A 20,395-nucleotide genomic window follows, 5' to 3' on the forward strand; every position below is an offset into this window, starting at 1 on the left:
ATCACATTGCACTCCATGATGAATACCTTTCCATTTTTACGAAAAACGATTGCCCTTGTATTGTTGCTGAACCTGAGCGTGTCCGGGTTTCGGGCGGTCGCCCAGCAGAGTAAACTCGTGAACGATCCGGTAGATATCAGCGGCGATTTCCGGGACTTTTCCAATACTATTTTCTTTGCGGATAGTCTGGCTGCATTTGATCCTGCGACTAGCCAGGGGAAGATCAAATGGAAACGGCACGAGCCGTTTTCGGCGCATAATTTTGATAATTCAATGCTGAGTTACAAGCGTTCGTACAGCAACGAATTTCCATCCATTGAATACGCGCAGGATCCCGTTTTGCCGTTTTCTATCGAATTTACTTCGCCACGCACCGTGCGCATTCGTGCGAATACAGGTGCTCAGGGGGCTCCCGGTGAACCTTCGCTGATGCTCGTGAAGGAGCCTGTTAAAGACGCTTCTTGGAAATACAAAAAAATTAGTGGGGGCCACGAATACACGAATGTACACGGATCTGTTACTGTGTATGAAAATCCTTGGAAGGTCCTGATCCGGGATGCAGCCGGGAAGATTTTGACGCAGACGCGCGGGCAGGCGGATGGGAGATCTTCTTACACGCCCACTTTGCCGTTTTCATTTGTTCGCCGGGCTTCGGATTATTCGCGGAGCGTCGCTGCGGTATTTTCTATTTCGCCGGATGAAAAGATATTCGGCTGCGGCGAGTCGTTTACGCGGCTTGACAAGAACGGGCAGAAAGTTGTGTTATGGACCCACGATCCGAATGGTGTGGAAACCCAAACGATGTACAAGCCGATTCCGTTTTACATGAGCTCGCGCGGTTACGGGATGTTTATGCACACCACTTCGCCGATCACCTGCGATTTCGGAGCTACTTATGGTGAGTCGAATGCAATGCAGATCGGTGACGAGAACCTGGACCTTTTTGTGTTTTTGGGTAAACCAAAAGACATTCTGGATGAATACACCAATCTGACCGGCAAGGCTTCCATGCCGCCTTTGTGGTCTTTTGGATTGTGGATGAGCCGCATTACCTATTTTTCTGAGCAGGATGGACGAAATGTTGCGGCCAAACTGCGCGAAAATCGCATTCCTTCCGACGTGATCCATTTCGATACCGGCTGGTTTGAGACCGACTGGCGCTGCGACTACCGCTTCGCGCCAAGCCGTTTCAAAGATCCCGAAGGAATGATCGCCGACCTCAAAAAGCAGGGTTTCCGCACGTCGCTTTGGCAGCTGCCTTATTTTGTTCCAAAAAACAGCCTCTACCCTGAAATTGTGGAAAAAGGGCTGGCCGTGAAGAATGCAAATGGTACGATTCCGTATGAAGATGCGGTGCTTGATTTTTCCAATCCGAATACAATTAAGTGGTATGAAGATAAAATTTCCGGGCTGCTGAAAATGGGTGTTGGCGCTATTAAGGTCGATTTTGGCGAAGCTGCTCCACTTTCCGGCGTGTATGCATCAGGTCGCACGGGCTTTTATGAACATAACCTTTATCCTTTAAGATACAACAAGATCGTGTCCGAGCTGACGAAAAAGCTGACCGGGGATAACATTATCTGGGCGCGCAGCACGTGGGCGGGCAGCCAGCGGTACCCGATCCACTGGGGCGGTGACGCGGAAACGACCAACAAGGGAATGGAAGCGCAGCTGCGCGGCGGGTTGTCGCTAGGCATGTCGGGTTTTACTTTTTGGAGTCACGATATTGGCGGATTTACGATGAAAACGCCGGAAGATCTGTACCGCCGCTGGTTACCAATGGGTTTACTTTCTTCACACACCCGCACGCACGGACAGGCGCCGAAAGAGCCCTGGGAATACGGCGAAGATTTTCAGAACTATTTCAGGAAGGCAGTTGAAATGAAGTACAAGCTGATGCCCTACATTTACACCGAATCGAAACTGGCTTCGGAAAAAGGGTTGCCTATGGTTCGGGCATTGCTGCTGGATTTCCCGGAAGATCCGGGCGCGTGGCTGGTTGATAACCAATATATGTTCGGCTCGGAGATACTGGTTGCGCCGCTTTTTGAGAATGTGAAAAGCAGGCAAGTGTATTTACCAAAAGGAAAATGGGTGGATTACCAGACCCGCAAAGTGTACGAAGGCGGCTGGCACGAGATAGCAGCCGGGGCGTTGGAGGTAGTAATGCTCGTGCGAGAAGGCGCCGTGCTGCCCCACGTAAAAGTAGCGCAATCAACCGATCAGATCGACTGGAAAAATATTGAGCTGGTAGATTTTAACTCAGACAAAAACAAAACGAGCATAAAGCTCTTTTTACCAGGCGAAAATGAGGTAAAGGATGTCAGGATAGTGAAAAAAGGTAGCAAGCTTGTACTGGGTAACGAGGTGAAATAGCAGACAATTGAGAGGTTAGAATTAGTTTGCAGGATTAACCCTGAAATTACGAAAGTAGATGTATCTCTGCGTCGACTTATCAGCACATATTCAATCACTTTCCTCATTATATGCTGCCCTCATTTTTACAAAAATCCCGCCTGTTCTTTGGCACATTATTGCTTTCAATGGTATTCCTGCAAGGTTGTATCAAAGATCACGAAATCACTTCCTATATCATGGTCGACGGCCTGTATTCGCTCACAGGAAACTGGTCGTCGCTGGGAATGACTTCGCAGGCCGCGATGATCATTGCAGAAGAAGATATTAACGCCTACCTCGAAAAAAAGGGAAGTACATATAGGTTCTCGGTAAATACTTTTGATACCAGGCTGATCCCGGGCAATGCGGCCGCGGCGTTCGATTCTTTGACAGGAGCGCGGTTTTTCATCGGCCCGCAGTCGAGTGCGGAGCTGGCGGCTATTCTGCCAAGGTCTGCTACAAAAAACGCTATTGTGATCAGTCAGGGCAGTACCGCCGGAAGTCTGGCCATTGCAGGCGACCGGGTTTTCAGGTTTTGTCCGGCCGATAAAATCGAAGGCGCAGCTGTTGCGAAAACGATCTATTCGCAGGGGATAAAAGGGCTTGTGACCATTGCACGTGACGATGCTGGCAATAAAGGTCTGCAAAATGCAACAGGGGAATTCTTTACGGGCGCGGGCGGCGAAACGCGGTCGCTCAATCCTTACAGTGTGACGGAATCAGACTTTTCAGAATCCATCGCTGCCATCAAAACAGAGATCAATGCATTGACTTCCAAATATGGAAAAGCCCACGTAGGTGTGTACCTCGCGTCATTTGACGAATGCGTGGCGCTGTTCAAGAAAGCAGCAGCTGATCCGGTATTAAGTTCCGTTCGCTGGTATGGCGGTGACGGTGTAACGCAGAGTGCGGCCTTAATTGCTGACCCCGCAGCCGCAGCATTCGCAGTGGCAACGCAATTTTTCACGCCAACATTTGGATTACCAGATGCTTATAAAGCAACGTGGGAGCCTTTGATCGCCAGAATCAAATCAAAATCCGGCATTGACGCCGATGCTTTCGGCGTAGCGGTTTATGACGCGATGTGGGTAATCGCCAGAACGGTAGAGGCGGAAGGCGGAATTCCTGCCGATATTGAAACTTTAAAAAGCACCTTCGTTTCCCAGGCCAACGCTTATACGGGCGCTACCGGCCCTACCACGCTCGATACTTTTGGTGACAGGGCCAGCGGCTCGTTTGATTATTGGGGAATTGTCAAATCAGGCAATGATTACCAGTGGAGTTTTGTCGGGAAATCGAATTAAAAGCTGGGTCGGGGTTACTTTTTCGGCTGTCTGATCGCTTTGATCGGAAAGTCCCCGTATTGCGAGCCGATTATTCCGGTGAGCGTGTCGCCTGTTTGCATAAAGCTGTATTTGAACACGCCGCTCCCGTTTTCTGTCGTAAAAGTGACCTTTCCCTGGTCGACTGTTAATGCCTGCATCTCATTCTTTTCACCCCCTTCGACGTAGCCGACGGTTTTATTATCTTTTTGTTCAAATACTAAAAATCCGGTTTCATATTCCGGCGGAACGTCGCTGATCTGGTATTTCCATGTACCGATCAGATCGTCGGCGATAAATGCATTCCGGGCTGCAACCGAGCAAACACTGACTGCGATCACCATTAAAAGAATGTAGCGTTTCATTTTCATATTATCATGAAGTTTATTTTTGATAAGATCAATTATTTAATCTAAAATAAAAATAAATCTTGGCTTTGTGATATTTATCGGGCAGAGTGCGCTTGACCTTACCTTGTGTGACGCGCCGCCGGTAGCCTAGTTTCCAAGCAGAGCCTCAATCTCTGCTCGCAAAATCGGAATATGTCTAACTACAATTCCCCAGATCACTTCATCCGAAACCGAATCATACCCATGGATAATCCGGTTCCGAACATCAACAAGCTTCCTTGAATTGGTAATATGGATGCTGGTATCCTTCTTCATGATCCGATTCATCGCCTCACCGATGATTTCTACGTTTCTTTCAACCGCGCGTTTAGTTCGCAAATCGGCTTGATAGTTAGCAAAGAGCAATGGGCGATCTGCGACGAAACTCTCGATTTCGGAAATCGCATTTAGCATATCAAACAGCCACGTTTTGATCTCAATGTCCATAGACGAGCTGCCTTTGTTCGTTTAAGTTTTGAAGGAAATAAGGATTTTTGATAGCCTTTTCTTCCAAAAGATCAACCGGCCGTTTGAAGATATCCTGCAAAGAGAATTTGAAGTCAAAGTAATTGTCCGCATACTCTTCAACCTCCATGTTTGTGAAGTCTACGATTAGATCAATGTCGCTTTCTCCGTCGAACTTATCAGTCAGAACAGAGCCGAATGCATACAAGCTCTTCACTTTGTGCCTTTTACAAAGATTAATGATCGCGGTTTTATATTTTTCCAACGTTTCCATTGCTGATTTATTTACTCACAAGTAACCTCTCTAATCGCGCCATCATTTCATCCTTCTCTTTTAACATTCGCTCGTACAACGCAAGTTTCTCTTCAAGCAATTGAATGATTTTGTCGACCGGATTTATGTGCTGAATATTTAAACCATTATTATTTACTGCATTGTCTGAAAAGTTGCAGGATATGTTATAAATCGCTTGCTCCTCATCAAAATTTCGAATAGCCTCAGTCGGGATTTTAAGAATGGCCGATACCTGGTCCAAAATGTTGGAATCAATCTTTTCCTTCTGTTCTAGCAGAGAGATCTTCTGCTGGTTCCAATCGTCGCCTAGCTCGAAAGCGAGGACATCCTGCTTAATTCCTAGCATCTCCCGGAAGCGTTTCAGGTTGCGGCCTTCGTGGATCTGGGGGTTGGAGGTAGTAGATGTCATGCGGAAAGCTGTTTTGAAAAGGCAATTTATATAAATCCCTCGGGAAGTTTTCGGATAATTTACAGGCTTGCAATGTAGGTTACCGAACGAAGCTATTGTCAATATTGTCCAGCAGAATGTGGGCAGTTATCACTTAGCAGACTATATTTACCCTCCGGTTTTATAGTGACACATACTGAAAGGTACCGAAACGAAGGCCCCGAATGAAAAAGGAGAATACCTCTCAAGGAGTAAAAGAAATAGCCCGACGTGCCAATGTTTCCACTGCGACAGTGGACCGCGTGCTGCATAATCGTACCGGCGTTTCTGAAAAAACCAAGAAGCGGATCAACGAAATCATCAAGGAGCTGGACTATCAGCCCAATCTGCTCGCCAGCCGGCTCGCCTCCAAAAAAATCATCAGTATTGCGATTGTTATCCCGAGTGTGTCGGAAGAAACCGACTTTTGGGAGGCGCCCCTGCGGGGAGTTAAAAGAGCAGAGGCGGAGATCAAGCAATATGGTGTCAGCACGCAGGTCTTCTTTTTTGACCTCAATGACAAAGATTCTTTTTCGGGAAAAATCGCAGAGGTATTGCGCGGAGATTTTCAGGGTGTGCTGATTTCGCCTTCCTATATTGAAGAAACGACGAAATTTGCCGCCGAATGTGAACTTCGGAAGATCCCGTTCGTATTTCTCGACTCCAATATCCCCGAACTTCACAGCCTTTCTTATATTGGCCCCCACCTTTTCAAAAGTGGCTACGTCGGTGCGAAGCTGCTCACTTACCGGCTGGAACGTGATAAGAAGATCCTGATCATTAATATCTCCAAAGAGATCGATAATTTTAATTATCAAAAAATAGAGGAGGGTTTCAGAAGCTATTTTCAGGATCGCGGTCAGTCCGGTGAGATCGTGCGCATTGATATTCGTGAAACAGACTACCAATCCGTTGCCCGGCACCTTACTTATGTTTTTCATTTAAATAAAGATATCGGCGCCGCGTTTGTGACCAATTCACGCGTGCATACGGTCGCTTCTTTTCTTAAAAACAGTCACCGGACACACGTATCGCTGATCGGCTTTGACTTTATATCGGAAAACGTCGCCTACCTTGAAAACAACGTGATCGATTTTCTGATCTGCCACCGGCCCGAAGACCAGGGTTACCGAGGGATCATGGCGCTTTACCAGACACTTGTGGTGAATGCGCAAGTAAGCAAGCTGAGCTACATGCCTATTGATATTGTTACGAAGGAAAACTACGAATTCTACCACAATTAGCATTCCTAGATTACATAACGCATTCGCTGCCATTCGCGCTAGAATCCGGCACTGGTAAATAATACCACAGAATTTTCTATAAATAAATTCGGCAAAACTAGAATTTTAAAATTCTTTTCTACCTTTACGGGCACGTGCCCGTAAATTGCATCAGCGTTTTCTTTACCTGACCCTTAAACACCTTTTATCTTGGAAGATCTGAAAGACAAAGTCCTCAGGTGGCTCAAATCACTTGGCCCCGGAATGATCACCGCCGCATTGGTATTCGGACCAAGTAAGCTGACCATCACTTCGAAGATCGGCGCGGTTTACGGTTACTCCCTTTTGTGGGTGGTGATTATTGCGATCGTTTTCATGGCTGTATTCACGGCGATGTCTACACGTATTGGAGTAGCGACGAATCAATCGCTTCTGGCTTCTGTGAAACAGAAATGGGGCAAGCCAGCTTCGGTGGCAATGGGATTGGGCGTCTTTTTGGTGAGTACTTCTTTTCAGGCGGGGAACTCGGTAGGTGTGGGTATTGCGGTGGGAGAGCTGTACCATACTTCTCCGGTTCCGTGGATTATATTTTTCAATGCGCTCGGGATCAGTTTGTTATTTTTTAGAAGCTTCTATTCTGTGTTAGAGCGGACAATGATCGTGCTGATTTTTGTAATGCTGTTTTCATTCATTACTACATTCTTTTGGGCTGCGCCTGATCCGGTAAAAATTGTAAAAGGTTTTACGACGCCGGTGATCCCGGAAGGTTCGCAGGGTTTGATCATCGCTTTTGTGGCATCGTGCTTTTCCATTGTGGGTGCATTATACCAGTCGTACCTGATCCAGGAAAGGATCCGGATCAATCCGGCACTACGCCAGGCGAAAAACGATAGTACGACCGGAATTATCATTCTGGGCGTGATGTGCGCTATTGTGATCATCTGCGCCGCCGCGATCCTGAATCCCAAAGGTATTGCAGTGAACTCCGCCACGGATATGGCCAGGGCCCTTGAACCGATTTTTGGTGAAAATGCATCGACATTGTTTCTGATCGGTTTGTTTGGTGCTGCTTTCTCTTCGCTCATCGGGAATGCATCCGTAGGCGGCACATTGCTGGGCGACGCGCTTGGGTTAGGGAGTAATTTTAGTTCAAAATCAGTGCGTTACCTGGTGGCGCTGGTCATGATTATCGGCGCTTTGGTGGCAGTACGTTTTGGTAAACTGCCGCTCGAACTGATCGTTTTCGCCCAGAGCGTGACCATTTTTGTAGTGCCTTTTATCGGTACTGCTATTTATATGGTCGGGAATGATAAGGAGATCATGGGCGATAAGGTCAATAGTCCGCTTGTGAAAATTGTGGCGGGAATCGGGCTGCTGGTCATTTTCGGTCTTGCGATCATTAATTCCAAAGAACTATTCTTTAATAATCCGCTTTTCAAATAACTTTTTATGATTGACATCGCTTCATTGGAAGAAAAATGGCTGAGCCCGTCGGAGGCATTGATCGAGGATATTAAGCGCATTGACGGCGATATCATGGTGCTGGGCGCAGGAGGCAAAATCGGTCCGAGCATTTGCCGGCTCGCAAAGCAGGCGATCGAGCGCGCTGGTCTGGACAAACGCGTGGTGGCAGTTTCCCGGTTCAGCGAGGCCGGACTTGCCGCCGAACTGAATGCAGAAGGTATTGAGACGATTTCTGCAAATATCCTGGATGACAGTCAATTGCAGAACTTACCTGAGATAGATAATGTGCTTTATCTGGCAGGAACCAAATTCGGAACATCCAATAATGAGCCTTACACCTGGGCCATGAATACCTACCTGCCGGGCCGCGTGGCTGAGAAATTTCGTAAGTCGAAGATAGTGGTGTATTCAACGGGGAATGTGTATCCGTTTACGGCGGTGAACTCTGGTGGTGCTACCGAGGAGCTGCGGGCTAATCCGGTAGGCGAGTATGGACAGTCGTGCCTGGGGCGCGAGCGTTTGTTTCAATACTTTTCATCGGTTTACGGAACACCGCTTTTGATCTACCGTCTCAACTACGCCATTGATTTCCGTTATGGTGTACTGCTGGAAATTGCCAAATCGGTATTGAACGGGAAGCCGATCGATGTGAGTATGGGACATGTGAATGTGATCTGGCAGGGCGATGCAAATGAAATGGCGATCCGCTCGCTGCTGCATTGCGAGGCGCCGGCGAAGCTTTTGAACATTACCGGACCGGAGACCGTTTCACTCCGCTGGCTGGCTCAGGAATTCGGACGTATATTTAATACCGTTCCTGAATTTTTGGGTGAAGAACAGCCTACGGCGCTGCTGAGCAATGCGGCGGAATCATTCCGCTTGTTTGGCTATCCGCGAACCACATTGAAACAAATGATCGGCATTACCGCGCAGTGGCTGCTGGAAGGCGGACAAACCATTAACAAGCCCACGCATTTCCAGGAGCGCAAGGGACACTTTTAATTATTAAATTGAATACAAGATGTTAGACGAACAGAAGAAAAAGCTGCTGTTTGAAGGAACGGTCATTCCTGCGCACCCGCTTGCATTGACCCGGGAGCTGCAATTGGACGAGCAGAGGCAGCGCGGACTGACGCGGTACTACATGGCCAGCGGCGCCGGTGGCGTGGCGATCGGCGTGCACACCACCCAGTTCGAGATCCGAGATCCGCACATTAATTTGTTTGAAAAAGTACTCGCGATCACCTCGGAAGAAATAGACAAAGCAGCACTAGACAGGCCATTTATCAAAGTGGCAGGGATCTGCGGAAAAACGCAGCAGGCATTAAAGGAGGCAGATATCGCCATTAAATACGGCTATGATCTGGGACTGGTGAGCATGGCCGCATTCAAAACTGAGCCTGAGGATGAGATCATTGCGCATGTAAAAAAGGTGGCGGCGAAAATTCCGGTATTCGGGTTCTATTTGCAGGTAGCTGTGGGAGGAAGGGTATTCAGTTATAATTTCTGGCAGGAATTTGCCGAGATACCGAATGTAACTGCGATCAAAGTGGCGGCATTCAACCGCTATCAGACGCTGGATGTTGTTCGGGCCGTGGCGGGCTCTTCGCGGAAAGATGACATTGCATTATACACCGGAAACGACGATAACATCGTAGCCGATCTGCTGACGCCATTTGTATTCAATATCAATGGAAATGTTGTCGAAAAACGCTTCGTAGGCGGCCTGCTGGGGCATTATGCTGTCTGGACTGAAAGATCGGTGCAGTTGTTGGCAGACATTAAAAAAGCCATGAACGGCACCAAAGAAGATATTGAAAAACTGCTCAGCGCGAATGTGGAAGTGACTGACATGAATGCAGCGATTTTTGATCCAGCCAACAATTTTCACGGCTGCATTACCGGTGTTCACGAGGTACTTCGCAGGCAGGGATTAATGGAAGGAATCTGGACATTGAATCCGAAAGAAGACCTTTCGCCGGGACAGGCCGATGAAATTACCAGGGTTACCGAAGCGTATCCGCATCTGGTGGATGATGAATTTGTAAGCGCATTTTTGGAAAAAGAAGTCAATCTGATCCAGTAACATGGTGGTGTATCGGTTAGCGGCAGTCTTGTTTGTGACGGGCATGCTGCATTTTTGGGTTAGGCAAAACGAACCGCAGCGGTCCGTAACGCCCGTCGATACGCCATTGAAAGTCAGCATCGTAGCATCCGGACTGAATGTTCCCTGGGAGATCATCTGGGGACCCGATAATCAGATATGGTTTACAGAGCAAAGTGGTACGATCAGCAAAGTCGATCCGAAAACGGGCGTGAAAACCTTGCTCGCAAAAATCGATGATGTATACCGCTATCGTTCGCTGGGTTTGCTGGGCATGGCGATCCACCCCGATTTCAAGCGTCAGCCGTTCGTGTTTGTGGATTATATGTGTAAAAAAGATTCTGCGATCACCACGAGGCTGGTTCGTTTTACCTATAAAAACAACAAGCTTACCGAACCGAAAATACTGCTTGAAATTCCTGCGCACACGGGCCATAATGGTTCCAGGATCGTTTTTGCACCCGATGGAAAACTGATGTTTGCCACCGGAGACGCGATTACGATCACCAACGCACAGAATAAGAAGTCACTGAATGGGAAGGTTTTACGCATGAATATAGATGGTACTGCGCCGGCAGATAATCCGATCAAGAGAAGCCTGGTTTGGTCTTGGGGACACCGTAATATTCAGGGATTGACTTATGGCGCAAACGGGCTGCTGTACGCCTCCGAACACGGCGACGCGCTGGAAGATGAGCTGAATATTATTCAAAAAGGCGGCAACTATGGCTGGCCGAAAGTGGAAGGTTTTTGTGATCAGCCGAAAGAAAAGCAGCTTTGTGATTCGGTTAAAATCATTGAGCCCATTAAATCCTGGACACCGACGATTGCACCGGCAGGGATTGTTTTTTACAATAAGAATCTGTTTCCGGAATGGAAGAATGCCATTTTACTTACAACCCTGAAAGAAAGTGATTTGCGCATTCTCAAACCCGATCAAACCGGTAAGAAAATAGAATCCGAAAGCATTGTACTGGACGCTAAGTATGGCAGGCTCCGCGACATTTGCATTGGCCCGGATGGCAGCATCTACGTTTCCACCAGCAACCGCGACTGGAACCCGGCAACCGGATTTCCAAAGCCAGCTGACGACCAGATTTTACGCCTTACGCCGGGCAAAGCAACAGACCAGGTAGCGCAAACTGCCACTTCTCCGGAAGCGCCGAAAGGACAACGCATTTATAATCAGTATTGTGCCTCCTGCCACAAACAGAATGGGGAAGGGGTAGCCGAAGTATTTCCACCGCTGCGGCAAACTGCGCAGGTAAAGGATAAGGAGCAGCTGATCAATATCGTGCTCAATGGACTTTCAGGCAAAATAGAAGTGAGTGGAAAATCTTATGACCAGCACATGCCGGCCATGTCATTTCTAAAAGACAGTGATCTTGCCGAAGTAGCAACCTATGTACGACAGAACTTTGGAAACCAGCTCAGTGCGGTTTCCGAGCAGGAAGTCAAAGCCGCGCGCGCAAAGTGATTTTTTTTGATGAATACCGGGCACGTGCCCGAGCCAGCGTTTTTCCAAACAACCAATAAACCCAATTCCTATGAACAGATTAAATTTTTACAAAAAGTGGACATTACCCCAATGGAGATTGCCTATGCTCCTGCTGGCAATGCTCCTGACCTTCACCGGTCGCGCGCAGGATGCCGGGGAGGTGTCCGGTATTGTGGTCGACAGTGTCGGAAACGTCTCGCTGCCGGGTGTGAGCGTGGTGATCAAGGGGACCAGTAAAGGGGTCAGCACCGACGCCGACGGAAAGTACCGGATCCAGGCGGGTGCAGGCGATGTGCTCACGTTTTCATTTATTGGCTACGAAAAAAGTGAAGTGCCGGTTGGAAGTAAATCGGTGATCAATGTGACGCTTCGGCAAAACAACACCGTACTCGACGAGCTGGTGGTAGTGGGTTATGGTGCGATCAAGAAAAGCTCGGTGACAGCGGCGGTATCCAAAGTTGAAAATACCGTTTTAGACCAGATTCCCGTCGGCAGGCCCGAATCGGTGCTGGCTGGCCGGCTGGCAGGGGTAAACGTTTCACAAACAAATACTTCGCCGGGTAGCGCGCCGCTGATCAGGATCCGCGGAGCAAGCTCTATTGACGCAGGTAACGATCCATTGGTGGTGATCGACGGTTTTCCCGGCGGTAGTCTGGGGAGCATCAGCACCAATGATATCGAATCCATTGAAGTACTGAAAGACGCATCCGCTGCTGCAATCTACGGTTCGCGAGGTGCAGGCGGGGTGATCATTGTCACAACCAAAAAAGGAAAATCGGGAAAGGCAAAATTCAATTTTAATGCCTACGCAGGCGTTGCGAGTCCGAAGAAACACGGCGACTGGCTGGTGGGGCAGGAGTACTACGATTATGCCGTACGCTACCAAAACAGGGAATACGCGTGGATTGGCGGCGACCCGACATTACCCGTTTGGAACGACCCGCGCCGCCCCAATGCATACCAGGTGAGCGATGTTTTGAAAAACGGAAACAATGTGGTTTGGGAAGATGAAGTGCTCGGCAGCGCAACTGTTCAGAATTACAACCTGTCGGTAGGCGGGGGAACGGACCACGTGCGGTACTATGTGTCGGGAACGCTGAAAGACGAGCAAGGAACTTTGAAAAACACCTGGTACAAAAACTACGGCGTGCGCGCTAATGTGGATGTGACGGTCAACTCGGTGGTGAGCCTTGGGTTTATGCTGAATCCTTCCTATTCCAAAAGACGTTTTGCTTCGACGGACATCAACAATTATATTAAATTCCCAAGTTTCGTAGCAGTTCAGAATCCCGACGGTACTTATCCCAATTCACGCTCATACTGGGGTGCCGTGGTGAGTGGACAAGCCAATCCGATGGCGACGCTCGAAGGTTCGCATTACTACGGGACCACTGTCAATAACCTGGGAGAGGCGTTTTTGAACCTGAACCTTGCCAAAGGACTTTCATTGCGCTCCTCGATCAGTACCAACCTGGCTTCCAATCAGACGGACCGTTTTCAGGCTTCCTGGGCGCAGAGTACCAACCTGAATTCAGGCTCGCTGGCGCAGAGCAACAGTTACAGCATTGCCAATGAGAACGTGTTGAGCTACAATAAGACTTTCAAGGAAGTACATACATTGAGCGCGATCGCGGGAGCTTCTTACCAGAAGTTCAACTCGAATAATTCGAACATGGCGGCGGTGAACGGATCATTTAACAACGACATTGTCAGGACATTGAACAATGCGATCATTAACCCTTCCGCTACCAACTCGACCAGGTCGCAGTGGGGTTTGATCTCGTATTTCAGCCGGGTTAATTATGGTTTTAAAGACAAATACCTGCTCTCGGCTTCGATCCGTACGGACGGTAGCTCGCGGTTCGGGCCGGAAAATAAATGGGGCTATTTCCCTTCGGCCTCGGTAGCATGGCGGGTGTCACAGGAGGAATTTATGAAGAGCCTTTCGGCAGTGAGCGAGCTGAAACTGCGGGCGAGCTACGGCGCGACGGGTAACTTCAATATCGGCGATTTTGAATACCTGGGCCAGATCGGCGATGTGTATTATGCGCCTAATAATACGCTTACCAAAGGCCAGACGCAGGTTTCGTATGGTAACAATAGTCTGAGCTGGGAAAAAACGTCGAGCTATGACGTGGGTTTGGAATTGGGTTTATTCAGAAACCGCATTAGTGTCGTCCTGGATTATTATGACAAAAAGACCAACGGTTTGCTTTACAACGTTTCCATTCCTTCGATCACCGGATTTACGAGTTCATTATCCAATGTCGGAACGGTTCGTAACAAGGGTTTTGAAGTGGAGCTGACCACCAAAAACCTAGTTGGCGCATTCAAATGGGAGACCTCGTTCAATATGGCGAAGAATGTCAATACCGTGGAAGACCTGGGCGGCGTGCAGGAACGCATTACGACCGATACGTACGGAATGGGCTGGATTTTGAGATTGGGGCAGCCAATGTTCTCTTATTATGGATATAAAATTGCAGGTGTACTGCAAAATCAGGAGGAAGTCAATAACTCACCGGTACTTTCAGGCTCCAAACCGGGTAACCCGAGATATCAGGATGTGGACGGCGACGGCAAGATCACCTCTGCGGACAAGGTCATTCTCGGCAACTTTCAGCCCAAAGCCTATTTCGGTCTGATCAACAATTTTGCATGGAAAAGCTTCGATCTGAGCATTGCCATGCAGGCTTCGGTAGGTGCGAAGATCTACAATTTTGAAAATGAATATTACGAAGGTGCATTACTGGGTGCCATGCGCCGCCCGCTCGTGGAGAGACAATGGTGGTCGCAATCGGAAACCGGAGACGGCATGACGCCCGGCAGCTCGCTGAGCCAGCTTACTTACCAGTCTTCGTCCGACGCTTACATTGAAGACGCTTCTTTCCTGGCTGTCCGCAACATCAACCTGGGTTATACGCTGCCGCTGGATCTGGTTCAAAAGGCTCATTTGTCCAATTTCAGGATCTACGCTTCGCTGGCCAATCCATTCATGTTCACTAAAAAGGAATTTCACGGCTACAATCCGGAAGGGTATACCGGCGGTGAGATTGCGGGAACGGGCAGCAAGCCGGGTTTCAACAACGGTGCTGCGCCGATCAACCGGGTGTACACGCTGGGTATCAACTTCAATTTTTAAACTGAACCGACCATGGATATCAGAAATAACCTCATAAAATGCTTTGCCGCGCTGGCATTGGGATTGGCCGGCTGCGAAGACAAACTGCTCAATCCGACGCCGGAATCAGTACTGACTGCCAACAATTTTTATAAAACTGCCAATGATATCAACCAGGCGGTGCTGGGGATTTACAACAATCTGCAAAACCGTCGCGCATCGGATTACCTGCTGATGGAAGTGCCGGGAGACAATTTGTACATGTCGACCAACACCACCATTGCCGGCTCCAACGACGTTGACTTTCTGACGCTTAACTCCGATAACGCATTAACTGCCGCATTCTGGAACACGACTTACAACGGAATTTTCCGGGCTAATTCGGTTTTGCTGAATATTGATAACCCAGTCAATTATGCGGCTGGCGCGAAGGATCAGTACATTGGTGAGGCCAAATTCATGCGCGCGCTCTACTACTTTGATCTGGTCCGCATTTTCGGCGGCGTGCCAAAAGTGACAGAAAAAATATCTATTTCGGAGGCCGCAGCATTGCCCAAATCGAGCGAAGAAGAGATTTACGCGCAGATCATCGCCGACCTGACCGACGCTGCTGCCAAGCTGCCACTTCGTAATGCGATTGCGACCGGGCGTGCGAGCCGGGGCGCGGCGGTGGGTTTGCTGGGTAAAGTGTATGTGTACCGGAAAGATTATGCGAATGCAAAAACGCAGTTTGAAAGGCTGATCAAGGATTTTGATTATGCATTGGTCAATGATTTTGCCTCACTCTGGCAACTGGGTACGGAGGATAACAGCGAGATACTTTTCACCGTGAAATACATTGACGGTACCAATGGACACAGTTTATCGACCAACTACGCACCCAATGGCGGGATCGTAGGCGTGACGGACCGTGGCGCTGAAACGTCGCTGCCTTCGTGGAGCCTCATGAAAAAATATGAAGAAGGAGACAAGCGCAAAGCGGCCACAATTCAGGAATGGTGGGTATCACCTGCACAACCCAATGCGCCGGCGATCTGGTATCCTTATGTGAGCAAATACGCCGTAAAACATTCCTATGGCGCTTCGGGCATTGATATTCCTGTGCTGCGGTTCGCCGATGCGGTGCTGCTTTACGCCGAAACGCTGAATGCATTGGGCGACAAACCAGGCGCATTGACCCAGCTTAACCGCGTGCGCCAGCGTGCTTTTGGCAATGCAACGCACAATTACAAAGGCACCGAGGCGGCGGATTTAATGGATCTTATCCTGCTGGAACGTCAGCTGGAACTGGCTTACGAAAACGAGCGCTGGTTTGACTTGGTTCGCACGGGCAAATTCCTGAGTGTGATGAAGCAGGAGGAAAGGCTGTATAACTACGCTTCCAAAACGCCGGTTGTAGTTAATCTTTCTCCCCAACCTTTTATGAGTGTGTACCCGATCCCACAGGCGCAGATCGACCTGTCTTCGGGACTGAAACAGAATAACGGGTATTAATTTCTGATGCAAGCAAAGCGGCCTGCCCTTTTTATAGGGCAGGCCGCTTTTTCTTTTTATTAAGTCCTTAACTAACTCATTTTATTGAAGATCAGAAGAGGAAATGCGGAGTAAATTCAATCACGGAAATATAAACTAATTGCTGCGGCATAACTTTTTTAGTGAAGCCACGTTACTTCGTACCACCCTGATAATTAATTGTTTAACTCAAATTTTTTAGATAAACAATGTAGAATTAATGTTAAGTGAATTGGATTTGAGACAGGAAATTGTCAAACTACTACGTGAACATCAAGCACAGATATCAAACTACGACAAGGAGGCTGCCGAACGCAAGCAACGTCTCCTTTATCGCCATTTCAGGAAGCTGGAATCAATCGAAGAAGAAGGGAGCTTTTTGAGCAAAGCACTGCAAATTCGCAGGCAACATTTGCAAATGCAGCGGTACAAACTTCGGATACAACAGAAAAGAACGGAGCTGATTTTTAAGCAGGCAATTGAATTAAACGCTTTAAAAATGCGATGGCGGGAGGCGCAAATTAAAGGGTAGTGCTTTATGGAAACTAACGTCCGATCCGGGCGGACATTTACAACTATTTACGTTGTCTGAGTTTCTTAAGTCAAAACAATCCGTTAATATGAAAACTCACGTAGCGTTCCTTGTTCTTTTCCTGGCTGTTGCTGGTTTGGTAGGCTGCTCCGAAGTGAAGACTAAGGAAAAGGCAGCTATCATTGGTCGCGCAGATCCGTTAATGTGCGGCTGGTGTGGTGGTTGGTTCGTTTATGTGGATTCAATTCAATATAGAGCTAACATACCGGCAGCATACAACACGGAAAATAAGCCTGTCTGGATTCGCTTTAAAAAAGACGAAAGTAGTGGTTCGAAAGTCCAGGGTAATTGGATTATCATCACATCCATACGCGAACGTAAATAAGAAGTAACGTGAGTTTGGTTAGAAAAGAACTGGTAAGTCTTTTAATCTGTAAATCGACTTTAATAGTATACTAGTTACATCCGTCTTACCAACACTTCCTGTCTCTTCATGCAGCGCAGACTTTTACGGTTCAAGTTGAATTTGTTTTGTATACTAATCCGGTCGTATCGTCTGCTTCCTTTTGTATTCCTGGTTTTTACAAACATCTGTTATGGTCAGGCGCCGCAAACGCGTGTGAATATTCAGTTGTTTGGCCCGGAGCAGGGTTTACCCAGCCGCAATACGCGTTCGCTGGCACAGGATGGCCGGGGATTTATGTGGGTGGCTACCGGTCAGGAACTCTGGCGCTATGATGGTTATAATTTCCAGAATTTTACTGCAATGCTTACCCGCTCCATCGGCGGCGGAACGCTGATCAATCAGATCAAGACCGGGCCCAATGGGGATATCTGGGTAGCGCATAATATCGGCGTCAGCATTGTTAATCCACTTAATCTGACCTGCAAGACCATTAATCCTTCCATTGCCTTTAAAAGTGTTGATTCAAAACAGCATCTAGATGTATTTTTCGACGGTGATCAAAGTGCCTGGGTGTCGATACCCCGGGGTAAGCTTATTCAAATCAATAAGGATCACGCCCCTGTCGCTCTGTACACGCCGCCCACCGACGCCGGACATCCTGCTGCTGTTGGAAGCCAGGTAATTAAATTATTTCTGGATGGAAAAAGCAGGAGATATGCATTCAGCGACAGTACTTTTCTGGACGAAATCGATGAAAAAGCAAATCTGGTCAACCGGACCAGACTGTTCGCAAAAGATATGGATTCGCGACATTTCAGTGTCTTCGGTGTTGTGCAGTCCGGTGCGGATTCATTGCTGATATATTACAAGCAAAAAGCGGGTAAGCTGTTCCGGATGCGTCAATACGCGCTCGGAGCCCGAACTTTTGGCCCGCTTACCGACATCGATTCCCCGGTGGCGCCCGATTTCATTTATGCACATAAAGGAAATTACAAGTGGTATAAATCTGCAAAAGAGATTGGATTTTTAAATCAAAAGACGGGCCAGTTTACAAACCTGACAACCCGCCTTTTACAAAAATCGGGTGCTGATATTTTCTTCTTTGGTGCCTGTTTAAGCACGGACGGCACTTTTTGGGTTTCGGGCGTTGATGGTCTTATAAAAGTGACGCTCACCGAAGAAATTTTCAGAAGGTACATGAGTGTCCCGTTAGAAAAGTCGGGCGATATCGGTAGCAGCGTCCGGGGCATTACCGAGGATAATTCGGGAATGATCTGGGTGTGTTCTTATGGTTATAACCAGGATGGTTTGCAATTTCTGCTTCATCAGATTGATCCTGTGGCACACCGGAGCAGACACATGCAGCTGCACAGCCATGACAAAACTACAAAGAACATGGTGATCCCCTACAAAGTGCTCTTCACCAAAGACGAGGTTTATGCGGTCACAGATGGCATAGAATTCATCAAAATTGATCCCGAGACCGAGGCTTACACCGAGGTGGATTTCCCTTTTGTGAGCGGACGTGGCTTTACCTCTTTTTACAAGCTCAATGATTCTACGTTCTGGACAGGCACCTGGGGTGGAATGGGCATAATCGGTACGCGGGATCTCAAACCTGTTCTGTTAAATGATAAAGCCGGTCGCTATATCAAGAATGAACGTGTGAATAACTTCATGCCGTGGAAGGAAAACCGGGTTTTAGTGAGTACCACAAATGGCTTATATGTGCTGAACCGGGATGCCAGCATTTATGAACATTATGGACAGGCGGCGGGCGACAAGATCAAGCTGCCTGCTTTACAGATCTTTCACACAGTATTTTATGAAAATGTCTTGTGGGCAGCAACCGGGCAGGGGTTGATCCGCATTGACGTGAACAGTAAAAAAACGCAGCTGTTCACCACGCACGATGGCCTGCCTGACAACAATATCTATGCGGCCCTGCCCGACAAACAGGGAAATCTTTGGCTGAGTACCAACAAAGGTTTGTCGCGTTTTAATACAAGAACCAGAAAATTCCATAACTACGGAATGTCAGACGGATTACCTCACCTGGAATTCAATCACGGGTCGTATCTGAAATCGAGAGACGGTACACTTTATTTCGGTGGCCTGAATGGCGTTGTTGCATTCAATCCGGAGCAGCTTGATTTAAGCTCAAATAAAGAAAGCGCATTACAACTTATTTCCTATTCGAAATTCGATGCCAGTCAAAACAAAACCGATACGATCATTACGCATCCGGCTGGGCAACAGATCATTTTCAACCCCGGTGACCGGCTTTTTGCATTTTCATTTATGAGCCCGGACTACCAGAACACCTCATTGAACCGGTTTCGTTACAAACTGGAAGGATGGGGGGATGATCGCTGGCAGGTGATTGAAAACGGGAATAAATTACTATTCAACAGCCTGCCACCCGGAAATTACACGCTCAAAGTGCAGGTTTCTGTGGGAGGCGCCGATTGGAGTAGCCAGGAATGGCAGTCACCGGTCCGGGTGCTTACGCCCTGGTACAAATCAGTTTGGTTTTTCGTTCTTAGTATACTTGCCGTGGGTTCTTTGATTTACCTATTCTACCAATACCGGCTTCGGCAAATCATGGATATTCAAAAAATCCGTAACGGGATCAGCGCGGATATGCATGATGAGATCGGGAGCACGCTCAGCAGCATTACGTTTTACAGCCAGGCTTTGCTTATGCAAATGGAGAAAGCTGAACATCAGCAGGTGGTCCAGAAAATTAAGGATAATGCCCAGCAGGTTCAGGAAGGACTTAGTGATATCGTATGGAGTGTAAAAGCGGGCAGCGATCAGATCGAGGATGTGTTTGCACGTATGTTTCAATTTGGCAGCACACTGGCAGATTCCAAAGGGTTTGCTTTTCGCTTTGAGGCGGATAGCCAGATCCAAAACCTGAAATTGGATATGCAGACACGAAAAAACCTGTATCTGATTTTTAAAGAAGCGATGAACAATGCTGCCAAATATTCGAGTGCAAGTATTGTGGAAGTGTTGACGACCCGCGAGGACGGTCGTATTAAGCTAACTATCAGGGACAATGGCCGGGGGTTTGACCCGGAATTTATTAAAAAAGGGAATGGGCTCGCCAATATGCATCAGCGCGCGGCACAGATGAAGGGACAGCTTACGATCCACGGAGCTATTGATAATGGCACTACTATTACATTGATATTCTGATCAAATAGAGATGACTAGTATTTGCTATATTGTAGA

Annotated in this window: 16 protein-coding genes; 12 read left to right on the forward strand and 4 right to left on the reverse strand. The window is 47.9% G+C overall.

Translation table 11 applies throughout. The features are described 5' to 3' along the window. The first annotated feature begins 15 nt into the window (after positions 1-15). Together LZG94_RS23735 and LZG94_RS23740 are read left to right on the forward strand one after the other, a co-directional pair. A complete protein-coding gene (locus tag LZG94_RS23735; RefSeq protein ID WP_233794152.1) occupies positions 16-2,376 on the forward strand; it encodes a TIM-barrel domain-containing protein in 2,361 nt (786 codons plus the stop codon). Positions 2,377-2,486: 110 nt separating this feature from the next. Further along, a complete protein-coding gene (locus tag LZG94_RS23740) occupies positions 2,487-3,701 on the forward strand; it encodes an ABC transporter substrate-binding protein (RefSeq protein ID WP_233794153.1) in 1,215 nt (404 codons plus the stop codon). Positions 3,702-3,715: 14 nt separating this feature from the next. On the opposite strand, the gene LZG94_RS23745 is transcribed toward LZG94_RS23740, so the two are convergent. From LZG94_RS23745 to LZG94_RS23760, 4 genes are all read right to left on the reverse strand, one after another. Next, on the reverse strand, positions 3,716-4,090 hold the full coding sequence (locus tag LZG94_RS23745; protein ID WP_233794154.1) for a hypothetical protein: 375 nt from the start codon (positions 4,088-4,090) through the stop codon (positions 3,716-3,718). 126 nt (positions 4,091-4,216) lie between these two features. Further along, positions 4,217-4,555, reverse strand: a complete 339-nt coding sequence (locus LZG94_RS23750) for a DUF86 domain-containing protein (protein WP_233794155.1) — start codon at positions 4,553-4,555, stop codon at positions 4,217-4,219. Beyond that, the gene (locus LZG94_RS23755; protein WP_233794156.1) at positions 4,545-4,847 is read right to left on the reverse strand and encodes a nucleotidyltransferase family protein; all 303 of its coding nucleotides are present in this window, start codon (positions 4,845-4,847) and stop codon (positions 4,545-4,547) included. The genes LZG94_RS23750 and LZG94_RS23755 overlap by 11 nt, the downstream gene beginning before the upstream one ends. A gap of 7 nt (positions 4,848-4,854) precedes the next feature. Next, positions 4,855-5,277: an XRE family transcriptional regulator gene (locus LZG94_RS23760; RefSeq protein ID WP_233794157.1), complete on the reverse strand. Its 423-nt coding sequence runs from the start codon at positions 5,275-5,277 to the stop codon at positions 4,855-4,857. Between the two features lie 203 nt (positions 5,278-5,480). Between LZG94_RS23760 and LZG94_RS23765 the strand changes: the two genes are divergently transcribed. From LZG94_RS23765 to LZG94_RS23810, 10 genes are all read left to right on the forward strand, one after another. Continuing rightward, positions 5,481-6,539, forward strand: coding sequence for a LacI family DNA-binding transcriptional regulator (locus tag LZG94_RS23765; protein WP_233794158.1), 1,059 nt, complete (start codon positions 5,481-5,483; stop codon positions 6,537-6,539). Positions 6,540-6,728: 189 nt separating this feature from the next. Beyond that, positions 6,729-7,961, forward strand: a complete 1,233-nt coding sequence (locus LZG94_RS23770) for an Nramp family divalent metal transporter (RefSeq protein ID WP_233794159.1) — start codon at positions 6,729-6,731, stop codon at positions 7,959-7,961. A 6-nt stretch (positions 7,962-7,967) separates the two neighbouring features. Further along, a complete protein-coding gene (locus tag LZG94_RS23775) occupies positions 7,968-8,984 on the forward strand; it encodes an NAD(P)-dependent oxidoreductase (RefSeq protein ID WP_233794160.1) in 1,017 nt (338 codons plus the stop codon). A gap of 19 nt (positions 8,985-9,003) precedes the next feature. After that, positions 9,004-10,068: a dihydrodipicolinate synthase family protein gene (locus tag LZG94_RS23780; protein WP_233794161.1), complete on the forward strand. Its 1,065-nt coding sequence runs from the start codon at positions 9,004-9,006 to the stop codon at positions 10,066-10,068. Between the two features lies 1 nt (position 10,069). Beyond that, positions 10,070-11,563: a PQQ-dependent sugar dehydrogenase gene (locus LZG94_RS23785; protein WP_233794162.1), complete on the forward strand. Its 1,494-nt coding sequence runs from the start codon at positions 10,070-10,072 to the stop codon at positions 11,561-11,563. Positions 11,564-11,633: 70 nt separating this feature from the next. Beyond that, on the forward strand, positions 11,634-14,726 hold the full coding sequence (locus LZG94_RS23790; RefSeq protein ID WP_233794163.1) for a TonB-dependent receptor: 3,093 nt from the start codon (positions 11,634-11,636) through the stop codon (positions 14,724-14,726). Between the two features lie 12 nt (positions 14,727-14,738). Then, positions 14,739-16,199 (forward strand): RagB/SusD family nutrient uptake outer membrane protein, encoded by a 1,461-nt coding sequence (locus LZG94_RS23795; protein ID WP_233794164.1) that lies wholly within the window; start codon positions 14,739-14,741, stop codon positions 16,197-16,199. 238 nt (positions 16,200-16,437) lie between these two features. After that, entirely contained in the window at positions 16,438-16,749 is a 312-nt protein-coding gene (locus tag LZG94_RS23800; RefSeq protein ID WP_233794165.1) for a hypothetical protein, read from the forward strand. An 88-nt stretch (positions 16,750-16,837) separates the two neighbouring features. Then, positions 16,838-17,134 (forward strand): hypothetical protein, encoded by a 297-nt coding sequence (locus LZG94_RS23805; protein WP_233794166.1) that lies wholly within the window; start codon positions 16,838-16,840, stop codon positions 17,132-17,134. Positions 17,135-17,242: 108 nt separating this feature from the next. Then, positions 17,243-20,359 carry a sensor histidine kinase gene (locus tag LZG94_RS23810; RefSeq protein WP_233794167.1) on the forward strand — a complete coding sequence of 1,039 codons (3,117 nt, stop codon included), beginning with the start codon at positions 17,243-17,245 and terminating at the stop codon, positions 20,357-20,359. Positions 20,360-20,395: the final 36 nt, after the last annotated feature.

Origin of the sequence: Dyadobacter sp. CY343, assembly GCF_021390335.1 — a bacterium.
Lineage (GTDB): Bacteria > Bacteroidota > Bacteroidia > Cytophagales > Spirosomataceae > Dyadobacter.

Excerpts from the sequence above, each read along its gene's own strand:
- LZG94_RS23735 (WP_233794152.1), top strand. The coding sequence starts at position 16 with ATGATGAATACCTTTCCATTTTTACGAAAAACGATTGCCCTTGTATTG.
- LZG94_RS23795 (WP_233794164.1), top strand. The coding sequence starts at position 14,739 with ATGGATATCAGAAATAACCTCATAAAATGCTTTGCCGCGCTGGCATTG.
- LZG94_RS23780 (WP_233794161.1), top strand. The coding sequence starts at position 9,004 with ATGTTAGACGAACAGAAGAAAAAGCTGCTGTTTGAAGGAACGGTCATT.
- LZG94_RS23775 (WP_233794160.1), top strand. The coding sequence starts at position 7,968 with ATGATTGACATCGCTTCATTGGAAGAAAAATGGCTGAGCCCGTCGGAG.
- LZG94_RS23760 (WP_233794157.1), bottom strand. The coding sequence starts at position 5,277 with ATGACATCTACTACCTCCAACCCCCAGATCCACGAAGGCCGCAACCTG.
- LZG94_RS23755 (WP_233794156.1), bottom strand. The coding sequence starts at position 4,847 with ATGGAAACGTTGGAAAAATATAAAACCGCGATCATTAATCTTTGTAAA.
- LZG94_RS23740 (WP_233794153.1), top strand. The coding sequence starts at position 2,487 with ATGCTGCCCTCATTTTTACAAAAATCCCGCCTGTTCTTTGGCACATTA.
- LZG94_RS23765 (WP_233794158.1), top strand. The coding sequence starts at position 5,481 with ATGAAAAAGGAGAATACCTCTCAAGGAGTAAAAGAAATAGCCCGACGT.
- LZG94_RS23790 (WP_233794163.1), top strand. The coding sequence starts at position 11,634 with ATGAACAGATTAAATTTTTACAAAAAGTGGACATTACCCCAATGGAGA.
- LZG94_RS23810 (WP_233794167.1), top strand. The coding sequence starts at position 17,243 with ATGCAGCGCAGACTTTTACGGTTCAAGTTGAATTTGTTTTGTATACTA.
- LZG94_RS23745 (WP_233794154.1), bottom strand. The coding sequence starts at position 4,090 with ATGAAAATGAAACGCTACATTCTTTTAATGGTGATCGCAGTCAGTGTT.
- LZG94_RS23750 (WP_233794155.1), bottom strand. The coding sequence starts at position 4,555 with ATGGACATTGAGATCAAAACGTGGCTGTTTGATATGCTAAATGCGATT.
- LZG94_RS23805 (WP_233794166.1), top strand. The coding sequence starts at position 16,838 with ATGAAAACTCACGTAGCGTTCCTTGTTCTTTTCCTGGCTGTTGCTGGT.
- LZG94_RS23800 (WP_233794165.1), top strand. The coding sequence starts at position 16,438 with ATGTTAAGTGAATTGGATTTGAGACAGGAAATTGTCAAACTACTACGT.
- LZG94_RS23785 (WP_233794162.1), top strand. The coding sequence starts at position 10,070 with ATGGTGGTGTATCGGTTAGCGGCAGTCTTGTTTGTGACGGGCATGCTG.